Origin of the sequence: Actinomadura sp. HBU206391, from assembly GCF_014323665.1 — a bacterium.
In the GTDB taxonomy this organism is placed as follows: Bacteria; Actinomycetota; Actinomycetes; order Streptosporangiales; family Streptosporangiaceae; genus Actinomadura_C.
On sequence record NZ_JABVEB010000039.1, the window covers coordinates 1 to 16,428 of the forward strand.

Annotated in this window: 17 protein-coding genes; 11 read left to right on the plus strand and 6 right to left on the minus strand. The window is 69.9% G+C overall.

Annotated elements, in window-relative coordinates; translation table 11 throughout:
* Together HKK72_RS15165 and HKK72_RS15170 are read right to left on the minus strand one after the other, a co-directional pair.
* A partial coding sequence (locus tag HKK72_RS15165) for a class I SAM-dependent methyltransferase (protein ID WP_187235006.1) occupies window positions 1-841 on the minus strand: 841 nt, incomplete at its 3' end.
* Window positions 842-880: 39 nt separating this feature from the next.
* Window positions 881-1,651, minus strand: a complete 771-nt coding sequence (locus tag HKK72_RS15170) for an SDR family NAD(P)-dependent oxidoreductase (RefSeq protein WP_187235007.1) — start codon at window positions 1,649-1,651, stop codon at window positions 881-883.
* A 137-nt stretch (window positions 1,652-1,788) separates the two neighbouring features.
* Between HKK72_RS15170 and mshA the strand changes: the two genes are divergently transcribed.
* The 3 genes from mshA to HKK72_RS15185 all read left to right on the plus strand — a co-directional run bounded on the left by mshA (window position 1,789) and on the right by HKK72_RS15185 (window position 4,396).
* Window positions 1,789-3,060 carry a D-inositol-3-phosphate glycosyltransferase gene (mshA, locus tag HKK72_RS15175; protein WP_315987267.1) on the plus strand — a complete coding sequence of 424 codons (1,272 nt, stop codon included), beginning with the start codon at window positions 1,789-1,791 and terminating at the stop codon, window positions 3,058-3,060.
* The gene (locus tag HKK72_RS15180) at window positions 3,057-3,548 is read left to right on the plus strand and encodes a YbjN domain-containing protein (protein ID WP_315987269.1); all 492 of its coding nucleotides are present in this window, start codon (window positions 3,057-3,059) and stop codon (window positions 3,546-3,548) included. The genes mshA and HKK72_RS15180 overlap by 4 nt, the downstream gene beginning before the upstream one ends.
* 89 nt (window positions 3,549-3,637) lie before the next feature.
* Window positions 3,638-4,396, plus strand: coding sequence for a phosphoglyceromutase (locus HKK72_RS15185; RefSeq protein WP_187235009.1), 759 nt, complete (start codon window positions 3,638-3,640; stop codon window positions 4,394-4,396).
* A gap of 94 nt (window positions 4,397-4,490) precedes the next feature.
* On the opposite strand, the gene phoU is transcribed toward HKK72_RS15185, so the two are convergent.
* A complete protein-coding gene (phoU, locus tag HKK72_RS15190) occupies window positions 4,491-5,153 on the minus strand; it encodes a phosphate signaling complex protein PhoU (RefSeq protein WP_187235043.1) in 663 nt (220 codons plus the stop codon).
* A 171-nt stretch (window positions 5,154-5,324) separates the two neighbouring features.
* Here phoU and HKK72_RS15195 point away from each other — a divergent pair, with 171 nt between their 5' ends.
* On the plus strand, window positions 5,325-6,491 hold the full coding sequence (locus HKK72_RS15195; protein WP_315987271.1) for a sensor histidine kinase: 1,167 nt from the start codon (window positions 5,325-5,327) through the stop codon (window positions 6,489-6,491).
* Complete coding sequence (locus tag HKK72_RS15200) at window positions 6,488-7,168, plus strand: response regulator (RefSeq protein WP_187235011.1); 681 nt, start codon at window positions 6,488-6,490, stop codon at window positions 7,166-7,168. The genes HKK72_RS15195 and HKK72_RS15200 overlap by 4 nt, the downstream gene beginning before the upstream one ends.
* Window positions 7,169-7,225: 57 nt before the next feature.
* Here HKK72_RS15200 and HKK72_RS15205 read toward each other — a convergent pair whose 3' ends face one another.
* Window positions 7,226-7,900, minus strand: a complete 675-nt coding sequence (locus HKK72_RS15205) for a hypothetical protein (protein ID WP_187235012.1) — start codon at window positions 7,898-7,900, stop codon at window positions 7,226-7,228.
* Window positions 7,901-8,074: 174 nt separating this feature from the next.
* Entirely contained in the window at window positions 8,075-8,800 is a 726-nt protein-coding gene (locus HKK72_RS15210) for a hypothetical protein (protein WP_187235013.1), read from the minus strand.
* Window positions 8,801-9,145: 345 nt separating this feature from the next.
* Between HKK72_RS15210 and HKK72_RS15215 the strand changes: the two genes are divergently transcribed.
* Window positions 9,146-9,628 (plus strand): CarD family transcriptional regulator, encoded by a 483-nt coding sequence (locus HKK72_RS15215; protein WP_187235014.1) that lies wholly within the window; start codon window positions 9,146-9,148, stop codon window positions 9,626-9,628.
* 59 nt (window positions 9,629-9,687) lie between these two features.
* Window positions 9,688-10,155 (plus strand): 2-C-methyl-D-erythritol 2,4-cyclodiphosphate synthase, encoded by a 468-nt coding sequence (ispF, locus tag HKK72_RS15220; RefSeq protein ID WP_187235015.1) that lies wholly within the window; start codon window positions 9,688-9,690, stop codon window positions 10,153-10,155.
* Between the two features lie 107 nt (window positions 10,156-10,262).
* Here the strand turns inward: ispF and HKK72_RS15225 are convergent, their stop codons facing one another.
* Window positions 10,263-11,900, minus strand: coding sequence for a DUF2637 domain-containing protein (locus HKK72_RS15225; protein WP_187235016.1), 1,638 nt, complete (start codon window positions 11,898-11,900; stop codon window positions 10,263-10,265).
* 207 nt (window positions 11,901-12,107) lie between these two features.
* On the opposite strand from HKK72_RS15225, the gene HKK72_RS15230 reads away from it, so the two are divergent.
* The 4 genes from HKK72_RS15230 to rlmB all read left to right on the plus strand — a co-directional run bounded on the left by HKK72_RS15230 (window position 12,108) and on the right by rlmB (window position 16,409).
* On the plus strand, window positions 12,108-13,337 hold the full coding sequence (locus HKK72_RS15230; protein ID WP_187235017.1) for a homogentisate 1,2-dioxygenase: 1,230 nt from the start codon (window positions 12,108-12,110) through the stop codon (window positions 13,335-13,337).
* A gap of 151 nt (window positions 13,338-13,488) precedes the next feature.
* Window positions 13,489-13,875, plus strand: a complete 387-nt coding sequence (locus tag HKK72_RS15235; protein ID WP_187235018.1) for a PPOX class F420-dependent oxidoreductase — start codon at window positions 13,489-13,491, stop codon at window positions 13,873-13,875.
* An 82-nt stretch (window positions 13,876-13,957) separates the two neighbouring features.
* Entirely contained in the window at window positions 13,958-15,355 is a 1,398-nt protein-coding gene (gene cysS, locus HKK72_RS15240) for a cysteine--tRNA ligase (protein ID WP_187235019.1), read from the plus strand.
* A gap of 100 nt (window positions 15,356-15,455) precedes the next feature.
* Window positions 15,456-16,409, plus strand: coding sequence for a 23S rRNA (guanosine(2251)-2'-O)-methyltransferase RlmB (rlmB, locus tag HKK72_RS15245; RefSeq protein ID WP_187235020.1), 954 nt, complete (start codon window positions 15,456-15,458; stop codon window positions 16,407-16,409).
* Window positions 16,410-16,428 lie beyond the last annotated feature (19 nt).

Consider the following 16,428-nt stretch of genomic DNA (forward strand, 5'->3'; position numbering starts at 1 on the left):
TCTGGGGCTCATGCTCCGGGGCCACGGCGCTCCACTCCAGGGTCACCTCACCCAGCCGCCATCTGGCTCGGCCGCCGCCGGGTGGCCGGGTGACCACCGGCCAGGAGCGGGCGAGGGCCTCGACCGAGGCCAGCCAGCGCTGGCGGGGCCCGAACGCCGACTGCGGGGCCGAGGCGGCCCAGCAACGGTCGAAGTCGGTCAGGAGCGCGTGCACCGGCTCACCCGGCACGTTCCGGTGGATCAGCGTCTTGGGCAGCCGTTCGGCCAGTTCGGACGGGCGTGGCAGGGACGGCAGGTGCGCGGCGAACGTGATCGTCTGTGGCCCGTTCCGGCCGACGGCCACCCAGACGGCGCGCCGCCCGATCTCGTCGCAGGTGCCCTCCACGAGCAGGCCTCCTGGCGCGAGCTTTGCGCGGAGCCGGTCCCACGCCTCCCGGGCGGCGGACTCCTCGTACTGCCGCAGCACGTTGAAAGCCCGCACGAGGACCGGCGGCCGGTCGACCGGCAGCTCGAAGCCGCCCCGGCGGAAGGTCAGCCCGCCACGGGCGAGGGCGCTCATCGGCCCGGACGCGACGAGGAAGGCCTGACCCGCGGCGACGCGTACCGGGTCGATCTCCAGGCCGACCACCTCGACCGCCGGGCGTACGGCGCGGAGCCGGGCGTACAACTCGGCCGCGGTGACCGGGGAGGCACCATAGCCCAGGTCGACCACGAGCGGCCGGTCGGCCGAGCGCAGCACCGAGGCCTGGGTCGCGGCGATCCAGCGATCCACCCGGCGCAGCCGGTTCGGCGCCGTCGTGCCGCGGGTGATCTCACCTTCGGGTCTGCGTGATCGGGCCATGGTGGACGGTGACGGCTACGACGAGGGCGACGGCGGCGGCTACGACGAGACGCGGTGGATCTTGTACGGGGCGGCCTGCACCCGGGGCTGCACGTCGATCCGGTCGATGTTGACATGCTCGGGCCGGGTCACGGCCCACGCGACGCAGTCGGCCACGTCGTCGGCGACCAGCGGCTCGGGCACGCCCTCGTACGGCTTCGCGGCCTTGTCCGCGTCGCCGCGGAAGCGGACCAGCGAGAACTCCTCGGTCTGGACCAGGCCCGGGGCGATCTCGGTGACGCGCACCGGTTCGGCGACCAGTTCGAGCCGCATGGTGTCGTTGATCGCGGCGGCCGCGTGCTTGGCCGCGACGTATCCCGCCCCGTTCTCGTACGGAACGTGCGCGGCCAGCGACGTGATGTTCACCACGTGGCCGGCTCCGCCCGCGATGAGCTTGGGCAGCAGTGCCTTGGTGACGCGCAGGAGGCCCAGCACGTTCGTGTCGTACATCGCCTGCCAGTCGGCCGGGTCGGCCTGGGCCACCGGCTCCAGCCCGACCGCGCCGCCCGCGTTGTTGACCAGCACGTGACACTCGGGCAGCGCGGCGGCCAGGGCGTCGACCGACTCCTGCGACGTCACGTCCAAGGTCACGGCCATGGCCGCGTTCGGCCGACCCGACGGGTCGGCGTCCTGGATCTCTTTCACCAGGCCTTCGAGGCGGTCACGCCGCCGGGCGGCCAGCACCACGTTGAATCCCTCGGCGGCGAGGCGCCGGGCGGTCGCCGCGCCGATGCCGCTGCTTGCTCCCGTTATCACTGCCGTTTTCCGCACGGCCACATCATTCCAGGCTCGTCCCGTTCTTTCACGGCGGCTCCCCATCCGCTTCGTGCCGTTCGTCCGGCATGACGCGATCTTTGGTGGGAACACCTGGCAGGACCCGTGGGTTTCCGTATCCGGAGGTGGTGCCCGTGCCGCAGCGAATCACCCGGGTCGCGACGATCAGCATGCACACGTCGCCGTTGGACCAGCCCGGGACCGGCGATGCGGGCGGCATGAACGTCTACATCGTCGAGGTGGCCAAGCGGCTCGCCGGGCGGGGGATCGAGGTCGATATCTTCACCCGCGCCACCTCACGGGCGCTGCCGTCGGTCACCGAGCTCGCCCCGGGCGTCATGGTCCGCAACATCGTCGCCGGCCCGTTCGAGGAGCTGGACAGGACCGATCTGTCCGCCCGGCTGTGCGACTTCACCTCGGGGGTGCTGAGCACCGAGGCCGCCCACGAGCCAGGGCACTATGACCTCGTGCACTCCCACTACTGGCTGTCCGGGCAGCCCGCCTGGGCGGCACGGCAACGGTGGGGCGTGCCCATGGTGCACTCGATGCACACGCTCGCCAAGGTCAAGAACATCTCACTCGCCCCCGGTGACACCCCCGAGCCGGCCGAGCGCGTGCACGGCGAGGAGCAGGTGGTCGAGTCCGCCGACCGGCTGATCGCCAACACCGCCGACGAGGCCGGTCAACTCGTCGACCTGTACGGCGCCGACCCCGCGCTGGTCCAGACCGTACCGCCCGGGGTGAACCTGTCGATCTTCCGGCCCGGTTCGAGCGCGGCGGCGCGGCGGCGGCTCGACCTGCCCCGCGACGCGCACGTGCTGCTGTTCGTGGGTCGCATCCAGCCGCTCAAGGGCCCCGACGTGCTGATACGCGCCGTCGCCCGCATGCTGGCGCAGGACGCTTCGCTGCGCGGCCGGCTCGTCCTCGCCGTGGTCGGCGGGCCGAGCGGGTGGGCGCGGGCGCGTCCGGAGGAGCTGCAGCGGCTCGCGGCCGAGCTGGGCATCGCCGACGTCGTACGGTTCGAGCCGCCCTGTCCCCAGCCCGAACTCGCCGCCTGGTACCGGGCCGCCGACGTCACCGTCGTGCCGTCGCGGAGCGAGTCGTTCGGACTGGTCGCGGTGGAATCACAGGCCTGCGGCACCCCCGTGGTCGCCGCCGCGGTGGGCGGGTTGCGGACGGCCGTACAGCACGCCGATTCGGGCGTACTGATCGACGGCCACGATCCGGCCGACTACGCCGAGGTCCTCCGGCGGCTGCTCTCCCGGCCGCGGCTGCGCGACCGGCTCTCGCGCGGCGCCGTACGGCACGCGACCGGGTTCGGCTGGAACTCCACGGTCGACCGGCTGCTAGCGGTGTATACCGGGGCTATGGATGCCAAAGTCACCGAGTCGGTGGTCAGCGCGTGAGCGCCGTGTCACGCGTCATCCAGGAGGCACTGGACGCTGCGGAGCTCGAGTACGAACATCCGCGCGAGGGCGCCTACCTCGTCAAGCTGCCCGGCCGGCACAAGCTCGCCACGATGGCGTGGCTCATAGTCCGCGAGTACAGCCTGCACGTCGAGGCCTTCTTCTGCCGCCGCCCAGACGAGAATCACGCCGACTTCTACCGGTTCCTGCTGGAGAAGAACGGCCGGATGTACGGGGTGAGCTTCGCGCTCGACGCGGTCGGCGACGTCCACCTCACGGGCAGGGTGTCACTCGACTCGATCGGCCCCGAGGAGATCGACCGGCTGCTCGGCTGCGTGCTCACCTACTCCGACGACAACTTCGACAAGGCACTCGAACTGGGCTTCAAGTCGTCGATCCAGCGTGAGTGGGACTGGCGGGTCAAGCGCGGCGAAAGCCTGGCCAATCTGCAGGCCTTCGCCTCCTTCGCCGATCCCGACCGCCGCTGAGCTCCTGCCGGCGCCTCCCGTCGCCTCGCTTCGGTCCGCCCCTCCCCGCGTCGCCGGTCGCATCGTGGTGACCGGATAAGCTCGGGCGCATGGCGACGTTGGTTTTGCTGCGGCATGGCGAAAGCGTGTGGAACGCGGAAGGTCTGTTCACCGGCTGGGTGGACGTCGATCTCTCCGAGAAGGGTGAGACAGAGGCGACCAATGGCGGTGACCTGCTGTTGGACAACGACATCGTGCCGGACGTCGTGCACACTTCGGTGCTCAAACGGGCGATCCGTACTGCCAATATCGCGCTGGACGTGGCCGACCTGCTGTGGATTCCGGTCCGGCGGTCGTGGCGGCTCAACGAGCGGCACTACGGCGCTCTGCAGGGCAAGAACAAGGCCCAGACTCGCGAAGAGTTCGGCGAGGACCAGTTCAAGATCTGGCGACGTTCGTACGACACGCCTCCGCCGCCGATCGCCGACAACGACCCGCTGTCCCAGGTCAACGACCTGCGGTACGCGGGGTTGCCGTCGGAGCTGATCCCGCGCACCGAATGCCTGTCCGACGTCGTCGACCGGATGCTGCCGTACTGGTACGACTCGATCGTCCCGGACCTGGCGGCGGGCAAGACGGTCCTGGTCGCCGCGCACGGCAACTCGCTGCGCGGCCTGGTCAAGCACCTGGACGACATCTCCGACGAGGAGATCTCCGGCCTCAACATCCCGACCGGGATACCCCTGGTCTATGAACTCGACCACGACTTCGCGCCGCTGAAGCGCGGCGGCGAGTATCTCGACCCCGAGGCGGCGAAAGCGGCGATCGAGGCCGTCAAGAACCAAGGGACCGCCACGGCCAAGGCCTGATCAGGTCACAGCCGGACAATCGCGAGATCACGGCGTTCGGCAGCTCGTGATCTCGCGCTTGTCCGGTGCGGAGGTGGCTCCGCGTGGGCGTGGGTCAGGGCTTGTCGAGGATCTCTTCGGGGCGGTGGCCGGTGACCAGGTAGACCACGTCCTCGGCGACGTGCACGGCGTGGTCGGCGTAGCGCTCGAAGAACCGCCCGGCAAGAGTGATGTCGACGGCGGGCTCCACGCCGTACTTCCACCCCGGCGAGAGCAACTGGTCGAAGAGTTTGCGGTGCAACCGGTCCATGGCGTCGTCGTCGGCGTCGAGTTCCAGACCCAGTTCGACGTCCTGCGAGGCGATCACGCTGCCGGCCTTGGCGATCATGCGCTCGGCGATCTGTCCCATCTCCAGCACCGTCGCCTGCAGTTCCGGGGGGATGGCCGACTCAGGGTGACGCCGCCGCGCTGTCTTGGCGATGTGCACGGCGAGGTCGCCCATCCGCTCGAGGTCGCCGCTCATGCGCAGGGCGGTGACGACCGTACGGAGGTCGCCGGCGACCGGTTGCTGGCGGGCCATGAGATCGAAGACGACCTGCTCGATCTCCAGGTCGATCTTGTTGACCTGCTCGTCGGAGCTGATCACCTCTTCTGCGAGCCGGAGGTCGGCGTCGAGGAGCGCCGTCGTGGCCCGCGCCATTGCCGAGCGCACCAGCCGGGTCATCTCCACGAGCCGGTCGGAGAGGCCGTCGAGTTCCTCGTGGTAGGCGTCTCGCAATTCAAATCCTTCCATGGTGGGATCCATGGCGAACCCCGTAATTGTCCAGAGCACAGGATGTCCAGCGGTTGTGAACGAACCCGGATATAGAGGTGAACTCTGGGCGAACGCGCTCACGTTACGTCCTACTGTGGTGCATGAACGCATCGAATGGCACCTACGATCCAAAGTGTGGACGTCGAGGTTGTCGCTGGTCTGGCTGCACTCGCCGGCTTGGCGACCGGGCTGGTGACCGGATTGGCGGTGCGGGTGAGCGAGCGCGCTCAAGGCTCTGTGCATACCCAGCCGCCTACCTCCGGGCTCCCTCCTGGCGTGGCCTCGGTGCTGAGCGTCCTGTCGTCCTCCGCCGTCGTGGTGGACGCCGAGGACCGGGTGCTGCGCGCCAGCTCGGCCGCCCGCGCGTTCGGCATGGTCAGCGGTGATCGGCTGGTGGTCGACGAACTGCTCGCCATGGCGCGCCTCGTCCGCCGCGACGGTGAGATACGCGAGATCGAGATCCAGCTCGGCTCCACCCGGGGCCGCCGTGACGGGCGCTGGTTCGCCGTACGCGTGGCACCGCTCGGCACGCACGGACTCGTCCTGGTCCTGGCCGAGGATCTCACCGAGATGCGTCGCGTCGAGGCGATTCGCCGGGACTTCGTGGCGAACGTCAGCCACGAGCTCAAGACACCGGTCGGCGCACTCTCGCTGCTCGCCGAGACCGTGGAGGGCGCTGCAGATGATCCCGAGGCGATCCGCCGGTTCGCCGGCCGGATGCAGCAGGAGGCCGTACGGCTCACCAACCTCGTACACGACCTGATCACCCTCGCCCGGGTCCAAGGCGACGAGCCGCTGCCCCAGCTGCGGCCGGTGTGGCTCGACCAGGTGGCCGCCGAGGCCATGGACCGCTGCCGGCTCAAGGCCGGCGCCAAGAACATCGAACTCGCGATCGGCGGATGCGAGGGCCTGCAGGTCCGCGGAGACGACGAGCTGCTCGTCACCGCACTCCGGAACCTGGTCGACAACGCGGTCGCCTACAGCCCCGAGAACACCCGCGTCGTGATCGCCGCCCGCCGGGCGGACGCGGACCAGGTGGAGCTCAGCGTCACCGATCAGGGCATCGGCATTCCGGACGCCGACCTCGAGCGGATCTTCGAGCGTTTCTACCGCGTGGACCCGGCCCGTTCCCGCCAGACCGGGGGGACGGGCCTCGGGCTCGCCATCGTCAAACACGTCGCGACCAAGCACGGAGGTGAAGTGACCGTCTGGAGCAAAATGGGCTCCGGGTCCACCTTCACCCTCCGTCTGCCTCTACTCAGCGCACCTGTGAAAGAACCCGTCCAGGAGGCCACACCGTGACCCGCGTGCTCGTCGTAGAAGACGAGGAGTCATTTAGCGATGCTCTCTCGTACATGCTGCGCAAGGAGGGTTTCGAAGTCGCCATCGCGGCGACCGGCCCCGACGCTCTGGACACCTTCGAGCGCAACGGGGCCGACCTCGTCCTGCTCGACCTGATGCTGCCGGGTCTGCCCGGCACCGAGGTGTGCCGTGAGCTACGGGCACGTTCCAATGTGCCAGTGATCATGCTGACCGCCAAGGACAGCGAGGTCGACAAGGTCGTCGGGCTCGAACTCGGCGCCGACGACTACGTGACCAAGCCGTTCTCCTCACGCGAGCTGGTGGCCCGGATCAGGGCCGTGCTTCGCCGCCAGGGCGACGTCGAGGAGCTCGCGCCGGCGACGCTGGAGGCCGGCCCGGTCCGGATGGACGTCGAGCGGCACATCGTCAGCGTGGGCGGCGGGTCAGTGCAGCTGCCGCTCAAGGAGTTCGAGCTGCTCGAGGTTCTGCTGCGCAACGCCGGACGGGTGCTCACCCGCATGCAACTGATCGACCGGGTCTGGGGCGCCGACTATGTCGGCGACACCAAGACGCTCGATGTGCACGTCAAGCGGCTCCGCGCCAAGATCGAGCCGACCCCGTCGGCGCCGCGCTACATCGTCACCGTGCGTGGCCTGGGCTACAAGTTCGAGCCGTGAGCCCCGCGGCGTACGCCGTGCCGCCCCGGGTGTTGTGATCCGGGCCTGCGGCGACCTCTACTCGGCCGGCGAGGCCGGGGCCGACGGATCCGTCGAGGGCTCCGCCGGGGTCGACGGTTCTGCCGGAGTCGAGGGCTCTGTCGACGTCTGGGGAGCGCCGGGTGTCGTGGTCGGCGTGGTGATCGCCGAGGGCGTGGGCGGCGCCGGGGCGTAGGTCGCGTAGGGCTCGGCGTGAGGCACGACCGGAGCGAGCACGTTGAGGTCACCGCTCCGCTGGAAGCGCAGGGTCAGCTGGACCGATTCGCCGCCCAGCAGCACCTTGCCCAGGCCGCCGAGGATCACGGCGGTCGTCGGCCGGCTCTGGGCACCGAGCTGGACGATCTGCTGGGCCGGGAGATCGATGCCGCCACCGGTCAGCTGCGCGGGCTGCTGGAAGTCCGGGGAACCGACGGCGACGAGCCGGTCCGGCTCCCCGCCGGGGATGTCGTTGATGACGGCGGCGTAGACGGGGACGGAGGCGCCGGGAGTCAGCCTCTGACCGGGCGCCGGGCCGAGGATGAACAGATTGCGGACACTGATCCCGGAATCGGTCGAGACGTTGACGCCCTCGGTGAGTCGTTCCGGCGAGGAGGTCTCCGGGTTGTGGCCGGCGCCGCAACCGGACACCGCAGGTACGAGGGTGAGGACACCGGCGATGGCGAGGGTGGCCACTCGGCGGTTGTTGCGGCTCACGGCGTCGATCTCCTCGTCGGGGGGTTCGGGGGATGAGGTCGTCAGACGGAAGGGTAGCGAGTGCCACCTGAGACCCCTCCTCGGGGTCCTCCGAAATGAGGCCTTTGCCTGCCTCTCTCAAGCGTCCGTCGTCTCTCCGGACGGCCTGACGACGTCTCCTGGAGGCGCCGGAGGTCAGTTCTGGAGCCGCTGGAGCCGCTTCTCCAGGTGCAGGCCCGGCTGGAGGTTCTTCATCACGTCGTCGACGACCCCGTCGGCATGGACGAACACGGCGGTCAGCCCCGCGGCCTGGTAGGTCGTCGCGAGCACGGCGTCTTCGTCGCGTGCCACGATCGCCACGGCGTGCCTGGCCGCGCCCGCCAGCTTCCGCATCTCCTTGGCCGACTGCTGGACCGTCTCCTCGGCATCGCGGCGGTCGGCGACGAGGTAGAGGCCTATGCGGTAGTCGTTGGTCTGCCGGCTCATCTCGTCGATCGTGGTCTCGCAGCGGCAGCCCGGCGGCACGATCATCAGGACCGCCGGGCGCAGGTCGATCAGTTGCTTGCGATGCCCGGGGACGTCCACCTGGCCCTCGGGGAGCACTCCGCCGATCTTGCCGCGCGCCGCGGTCGGCCGTTGCGCGACGGGGGCGCCGGTGGCGCGCGGCACCGGGTTGGGGCCGAACACGGTGATCACCGTGCCGCTGATCAAGGCGATGAGCAGCGCCCCCGCGATGATCGGTGCGGCCAGCCCGTAGCGGGTGAGCGGTGACGCCACTCGCCGCCAGCGGCGTTGACGACGGCGGCGGCGCTCTTCGCGCCGGTAGGCGACGATGTCGGGGTCGAGTTCGCGGGCGTCGTCGGGCACGACGATGTCGACGTGCGGTAGTCCGTAGTCGTCAGGGTCGCCGCTGTGTCTCACACCGCACCTTGCCCTTCCGCTAGCCCGCCTGACGGCTTGCGTGGCCCGGTCCGTTCATCTCCAGTATGAGCCGCATCCATGACAGAGTGAGTCCTCCGCGGCAAGCTCGTTCGGAGGAATTGCCCGAACCGGGGGCCGGTGGTGACGCCTCGTGGCCGGGTTGCGATCGCGTTGCGATCGCATTGCGACATGAGCACGGCGGTGGTGACAGGCTCCGCATGCACCAAGCCCACGCTTTGTCAAGACCCCAATTAGGGTGCTGACCTGCGCATATGTCCCTAAGGCCCGTGCGGCCACCGCGCAGCCCGTGCTACCCTTGGGTTTAGCGGAAGGGGTACTTGTCATATGACTTTCACGGTCGGCGACACCGTCGTCTACCCCCACCATGGGGCTGCTCGGATCGAAGCCATCGAGACTCGCACCATTAAAGGTGAGGACAGGACCTACCTGGTCCTGAAGGTCGACAAGGGTGACCTTACAGTGCGCGTCCCTGCTGACAATGCCGAGCTCGTTGGCGTTCGTGACGTTGTAGGCCAGGAAGGCCTGGAGAAGGTGTTCGAGGTGCTGCGTGCACCCTACACCGAGGAACCGACGAACTGGTCTCGACGGTACAAGGCGAATCTCGAGAAGCTCGCCTCTGGGGATGTCAACAAGGTCGCCGAGGTCGTACGCGACTTGTGGCGTCGGGACAAGGAACGTGGCCTGTCGGCAGGCGAGAAGCGGATGCTGGCCAAGGCCAGGCAGATACTGGTGAGCGAACTGGCACTGGCCGAGAAGACCAACGAGGACAAAGCCGAAGCGCTCCTCGACGAAGTCCTCACCGGCTGAAACGGAGATGTGCCCACGAGTAGTGGGCTATCGCGAACGTGAGCACACTATGTCCACGGGTGGGCGTCGGTACCGACGTCCACCCGTTCGCATCTGGTCGTCCACTCAGAGTCGCGGGCCTCGACTGGCCGGGTGAGGGCGACGGCCTCGCCGGTCACTCCGACGGTGACGTGGCTGCGCACGCCGCGTGCGACGCCCTGTTGTCCGCTGCCGGGCTGGGCGATCTCGGCGCCGTGTTCGGTACGGCCGACCCTCGCTGGTCCGGTGCCGCCGGCGTCGATCTGCTTCGCGAGGTCGTACGGCTGCTGAACGAGGCCGGCTATGCCGTCGGCAACGTCGCCGTTCAGATCGTCGGAAACCGCCCCAAGATCGGGCGACGCCGCGCCGAGGCGGAGAAGGTCATGAGCGAGGCGATCGGCGGCGCGCCGTTCAGCGTCTCGGCCACCACCACCGACGGGCTCGGCCTCACCGGCCGCGGTGAGGGCCTGGCGGCGGTGGCGACCGCGCTGATCTGGCCTGTCGACTGATCCACTATCCACCTGTCCGGCCCGTCCACCGATCCGGCCATCAGCTGATCTGCTCCGTCCGCTGATCCGGCCATCGCGCGGCCGGACACGCGGATCGGCTGAGACTCCTAGTCGGTGGGCGGCGTCGGAGAACTGCGGAACTTGCTCGACGGCGGCCACTCGACATTCCGCGCGGGCTCTTCGAAAGGATCGCGGTGACGCCGCCGAAGGCGGCCGTCGGTCGATTCCGAGGCCCACCGTTGGACGTCCTCGGCATCCGCCGCATTCCAGCGGTCGACGTCCTCCTCGGTCTCGCCGGGCTCTGGCGCCGCCGCCGTCCCGTAGTCCTCGCCATCGAACCGCCCTGAGCCCATCGGCTCGTCCTCGCCGGCGTCCGGGTCCTCGGCGCGGTCGACGCCGGAGGCGTCGATGTCGTCCTCGGCCGGGTCCGGCGGATCCGCGATGACGATGTCGGGCCAGGTGGTGGCCGCCGGACCGGCGGGTGAACGGCCGACCAACTTGACGTCTGTCGGCAGGCTCGCCGGTGCCGGACGCGGTGGCTCTTCCTCGTGGACGACGCCGAGGTGCGGTTCCGTCTCCTCGGGTTCGGTGTCCGGGTCGGTATCGGCCGCGTCAGACGGCGTAGCCGGCTCTGACGGCTCGGCGGGCTCTGACGGCTCGGGCTCGGCCGGCTCGGCCGCTTCGGACGTCTCGGCCGGCTCGAACGGCGCGGACGGGACGTCGGCCTGTGGCTCATGGCCGGCCGGTACGGAGTCGACCGGCTGGGAAGCGTGGCCCGGTCGAGCGTCTGCCGGGTCGGTGTGGCCTGTGTCGGTGTCGGCTGGGTCTGTGTGGGCCGGGTCGGTGCGGCCCGGGGCCGTGTGAACGTGGACCGAGTCGGTGAGGACCGGGTCGTTCTCTTCGGCGTCCAGCCAGGACTCGACCCCGTGGGATCGCCGCTCGGGCCGCTCTTCCTCCCGCTCGGGCTCCTTCGGCAACGTCAGCGGTGGGGGTTGCTCCGTCATGTCGGTCATGCCAGGGACGAGGTCTCTGCTCGTACGGGCGCCGTGCGCGTGCGGCTGATCGGTGCTGGGCTCCGGGACGTGCCGCATGGGAACGGGTTCCGCTCCGACTTCGTGCACGGCGTCGGCCCTGGGAACGGCATCGAACCCCGCCTCGGCCGCAGACCAGGTGCCGACCTGCGGCCCATACCCGGCCCCGGCCCCGGCCCCGATCTCGGTTTCGTCCTGGCCCTCGGACTCGGGTTCCGGCACCGAGTTCGCCGGGCGGCCCTCGCCCGCCCGCCGGGCCAGCGCGGCCCGCGCCTGGCGGAACATGGTGATCCACAGCACGACCGCGATCACCAGCATCGCGTGCGGTGCCCCGGCCACTCCGGCCACCAGCGTCTGGTCGGGCAGCGGGTCGTAGCCGTCCACCGCCCGCTGGACGCTCGCCGCCGCAGCACCGCCCACCAGCACGAACAGCAGCAACCACCGCGACCAGCGGGACCACCAGCGGGCATGTCTGGCGACCACCAGCGACAGGATCGTGACCCCGACCAGCGTGTCGTACATGACCGGATAAAACGATGCGAACCGCCTGGCGGCACGACCAGCGAGCGCGAGGGCGCGCAGGTCGTCGAAGGACAGGACGAACAGCGCACCGGCGAGTGCGGCGACGCCGAGGCCGGCCGACAGCGTGAGCAGCCGTCGCTGCAACGTCGTGTAGCGCGGGACCCCGGGGGGGCCGGAGGAACCAGAGGGCATCTGACTCATCTCGGAGGGAGGGCCACATATGTGGGGGGACGTCTTACCGGCGGCCCTTTGGGGAGGGTAACGAAGAGGCCGTCGGTCTGGGTCCCATCTTGACTCCGCTGATCCCGTCCGGCCCGGAACCAACCGGCGCGTGTCGTGTCTTCGCGGTGCGCGTCGTACGGTGAAGAAGACGTAGAAGTCCGGATCTGGAGGGCAACGATGCCGTACTACCGGGCCGTGGGTGAGATTCCGCGGAAGCGCCATGTGCAGTTCCGCCGCCCAGATGGTGGCCTTTACGCCGAGGAGCTCATGGGCGAGGAGGGCTTCTCGTCCGACTCGAGCCTGCTCTACCACCGGCACGCGCCGACCGCGATCATGAAGAGCGAGGGAGTCCAGGACCCGGTGGGGGAGGCCGAACTGCGGCCCAACCACCCGCTGCAGCCGCGGGCCTGCCGGACGCACGATCTGCCGCTGGGCGGTGATCTCGTGCTGGGGCGCCAGGTGCTGTACGGCAACGACGACGTACGGCTGTCGTTCGTGGCGGCCGACAGGGGCAGTGACCTCTACCGGAACTCGGTGGGCGACGAGGTCGTCTACGTGCAGTCCGGTTCCGCGCGGTTCGAGTCGACGTACGGTGCGCTGGACGTCGGCGAGGGCGACTACGTCGTGATCCCGGCCGGCACGATCCACCGCTGGCTGCCGGTCGGCGGCGAATCCGGGACGCCGGCCGGCGCCGACGCCGGAGCGGTGGCCGGCGACGGCATGGTGCGCGCCCTGGTCATCGAGGCGCGCGGGCACATTCGCGCGCCGAAGCGCTACCTGTCGCAGTACGGCCAGTTTCTCGAGCACGCCCCGTACTGCGAACGCGATCTGCGCGCTCCGTCCGAGCCGCTGGTCCGCGAGGGCGGCGAGGTACCGGTGCTGGTGCGGGGCCGGGCCGGGCTGTCCCGGCTGACCTACCTGCGGCACCCCTTCGACGTGGTCGGATGGGACGGCTGCCTCTACCCGTACGCCTTCAACATCCGCGACTTCGAGCCGATCGTGAAGCGGACGCATGCCCCGCCCCCGGTGCACCAGACCTTCGAGGGGCCGAACTTCGTCATCTGCTCGTTCTGTCCCCGTCCGCTCGACTTCCACGAGGACGCGGTCCCGATCCCGTACAACCATCACAACGTCGACTCCGACGAGATGATGTTCTACGTCGGCGGCGACTACTCGGCCCGCAAGGGTTCGGGGATCGGCGTCGGGTCCGTCTCGCTGCACCCGTCGGGGTTCACCCATGGGCCGCAGCCGGGTGCCGTGGAGGCCTCGATCGAGGGCGTGCGCGGCGGCAGGACCGAGACCTCCGAGATGGCGGTCATGATCGACACCTTCCGGCCCCTGCTGCTCGGCCCCGCCGCCCGCCAATGCGAGGATCCCGAGTACGCGTGGAGCTGGGCACGGGCCTGAGCCGTTCGGCCGGTCGCCTCGGCCGGCATGATCATGAGTACGCTGTGGTCACAGCGTCACGAACGCACGGTCACACGAACGCACGGTCACACAATCACACGAACGCACGGTCACACAACGCACGGTCACACAACGCACGGGGGAGACCACGATGCCGCAGCCGTTGCCCGATGAGGCCCGCGACTTGTTCGACGGGACCAACTTCGTCACCATCGCGACGGTCAACTCCGATGGCGGCCCGCAGACGAGCATCGTGTGGGCCAAGCTCGACGGCGACGACATCGTGTTCTCGACGATCAAGGGCCGCCGCAAGCACGAGAATCTGGTGCGGCACCCGCGGGTGAGCGCGATCGTCTTCGATCCCGCCGATCCGTACCACTACGCCGAGGTTCGCGGCGCGGTGACGATCGAGGACGACCCGGGCGGCTCGATGCTGCAGGAGCTGGCGCGGAAGTACACGGGCGGCTCCTGGTCGGACAGCGACCCGGCCAATCGGGTGATCGTCCGGATCAGCCCGGACAAGGTCATCGCGCACTGAGGACGCGCACTCAGGACGGGCCGCGCCGCCGTTCGCCGTGAATATCGACGGCGCGGTACGGCCCGTCTATTAGCCTTGTCCTGTGAGCCTGCGCCTTTACGACACCGGAACCCGTACGATCCGCGACTTCCACCCGCTCAAAGCGGGCCAGGTCGGGATGTACGTGTGTGGTGCCACGCCGCAGGCCGCTCCGCACATCGGGCACATGCGGTCCGGCGTGATCTACGACATCGTCTTCCGCTGGTTGCTCCGATCAGGTTACGACGTCACGTTCGCCCGGAACATCACCGACATCGACGACAAGATCCTCGCGGTGGCGGCGGACAGCGGGGTGCCGTGGTTCGCCGTGGCCGAGGCCAACCAGCGCGTCTTCAGCCGGGGCTACGACGAGCTCGGCTGCCTCCCGCCCACCATCGAGCCGCGGGCGACCGGGCACGTCCCCGAGATGATCACGCTGATGCGGCGGCTGATCGACGCCGGTCACGCCTACGACGTCGGGGGCGACGTCTACTTCGACGTGACGTCCTGGGCCGATCACTACGGCGCGCTGTCCAACCAGAAGCTCGACAACATGCTCGACAGCCACGACACGGCGGGCGCCGGCCTCAAACGCGACCCGCGGGACTTCGCGCTGTGGAAGGGCGCCAAGCCGGGCGAGCCCACCTGGGAGACGCCGTGGGGGCCCGGCCGTCCCGGTTGGCACCTGGAATGCTCGGCGATGGCGAGAAAGTACCTCGGCGCCACGTTCGACATCCACGGCGGGGGGATGGACCTGATCTTCCCGCACCATGAGAACGAGGTCGCCCAGTCGCAGGCCGCCGGCGACGGCTTCGCCCGCTACTGGCTGCACAACGGGCTGCTCACCGTCAACGGCGAGAAGATGAGCAAGTCGGTCGGCAACGTCGTGCTGCTGACCGACCTCGTCGAGAAGGCCCGCCCCGTGGAGGTGCGCTACTACCTCGGCATGGTGCACTACCGATCGATCATCGACTACACCGAGGCCTCGCTGGCCGAGGCCGCCACGGCTTACCAGCGGATCGAGGGCTTCGTGACCCGCGCGACCGAGGTCGCCGGTTCCGTGGCGCCCGCCGCGGAGCTGCCCGAGGCGTTCATCGCCGCCTTGGACGACGATCTCGGCGTGCCCCAGGCGCTCGCGATCGTGCACGACGCCGTACGCGCGGGCAACAACACGCTGACCTCCGACGATCATGGCAAGGTCAGAGAGGCGCTCGCGTCGGTGCGTGCGATGCTCGACGTGCTCGGTCTCGACCCCCTGTCGGCACAGTGGGCCGCCCAGGGCGGCGATGATCTGCACTCCGTCGTCGACGCGCTCGTCGCCGTCACCCTCGAACAGCGGCAGGCGGCCCGCGCCCGAAAGGACTACGCCGCCGCCGACGCCATCCGCGACGGCCTCAGCGCGGCCGGGATCCTCGTCGAGGACACCCCGCACGGCCCACGGTGGGAGCTCAAGCGCGGCTGACCGACCGGCCGCCCCGCGCCACCTGGCACGCCGCGTACGCTTCCCTGATCGGGGGCGTCCGCCCGGTGTGCCGCCCGAGAACATGGAAGGCATATCTCCGATGAGCAAGAGTCGTAAGAAGGGGTCCGGCAACACCCCCAAGGCCGAGGACCGCCACTGGTACGGCAAGCGCCAGTCGGCCCGCAGCGCCAAGTCGGCGGCGCGAACCGGGACCCCCACGGCCCGCCGGGGCGGCAAGCGCCCGACCGAGTCGAGGACATCCGGCGAGGGCGGCGCCACGGCGGCGCGCCCGGGCGGCAGGGTGCCCACGTCGCGCCGTACGCCCGACGCGCCTGAGATCGTCACCGGCCGCAACGCGGTCGTCGAGGCACTGCGGGCGGCGGTGCCGGGAACGGCGCTGTACGTCATGTCCGACACGGACGAGCGCGTACGGGAGTCGATCCAGCTCGCCGCCGACCGCCGGATCCCGCTGCTCGAGGTGGGCAAGCCCGAGCTGGACCGGCTCACCGACGGGTCCATCCACCAGGGAATCGCGCTCCAGGTACGGCCGTACCGGTACGCGCATCCCGATGATCTGCTGCGCGGCGCCACCACACCGCTGATCGTCGCGGTCGACGGGATCACCGATCCGCGCAACCTCGGCGCGATCATTCGCTCGGCGGCGGCGTTCGGCGCCAACGGGGTCCTGGTGCCCGAGCGGCGGGCGGCCGGGGTCACCGCGGGCGCGTGGAAGGCGTCGGCCGGCACGCTGGCCTCCGTACCTGTCGCCCGGGCGACCAACCTGGCCCGGACGCTCAAGGCCTACCGGCAGGCGGGCTGCTTCGTCGCCGGCCTGGACGCCCGAGGCGGGGTGGCGATCGGCGATCTGGAGGTCGCCGCCGACCCCTTCGTTCTCGTCGTCGGCTCGGAGGGCAAGGGCCTCGGCCGGCTGGTGGCCGACACCTGCGACATGCTCGTGACCATCCCGATGAGCGGCAAGGCGGAGTCGCTGAACGCCGGCGTCGCCGCGGGCATCGCTCTGTACGAGGTGTCCCGCCGGCGCACGGACGCGTGACGCCGGGCGGTCGCCCTGT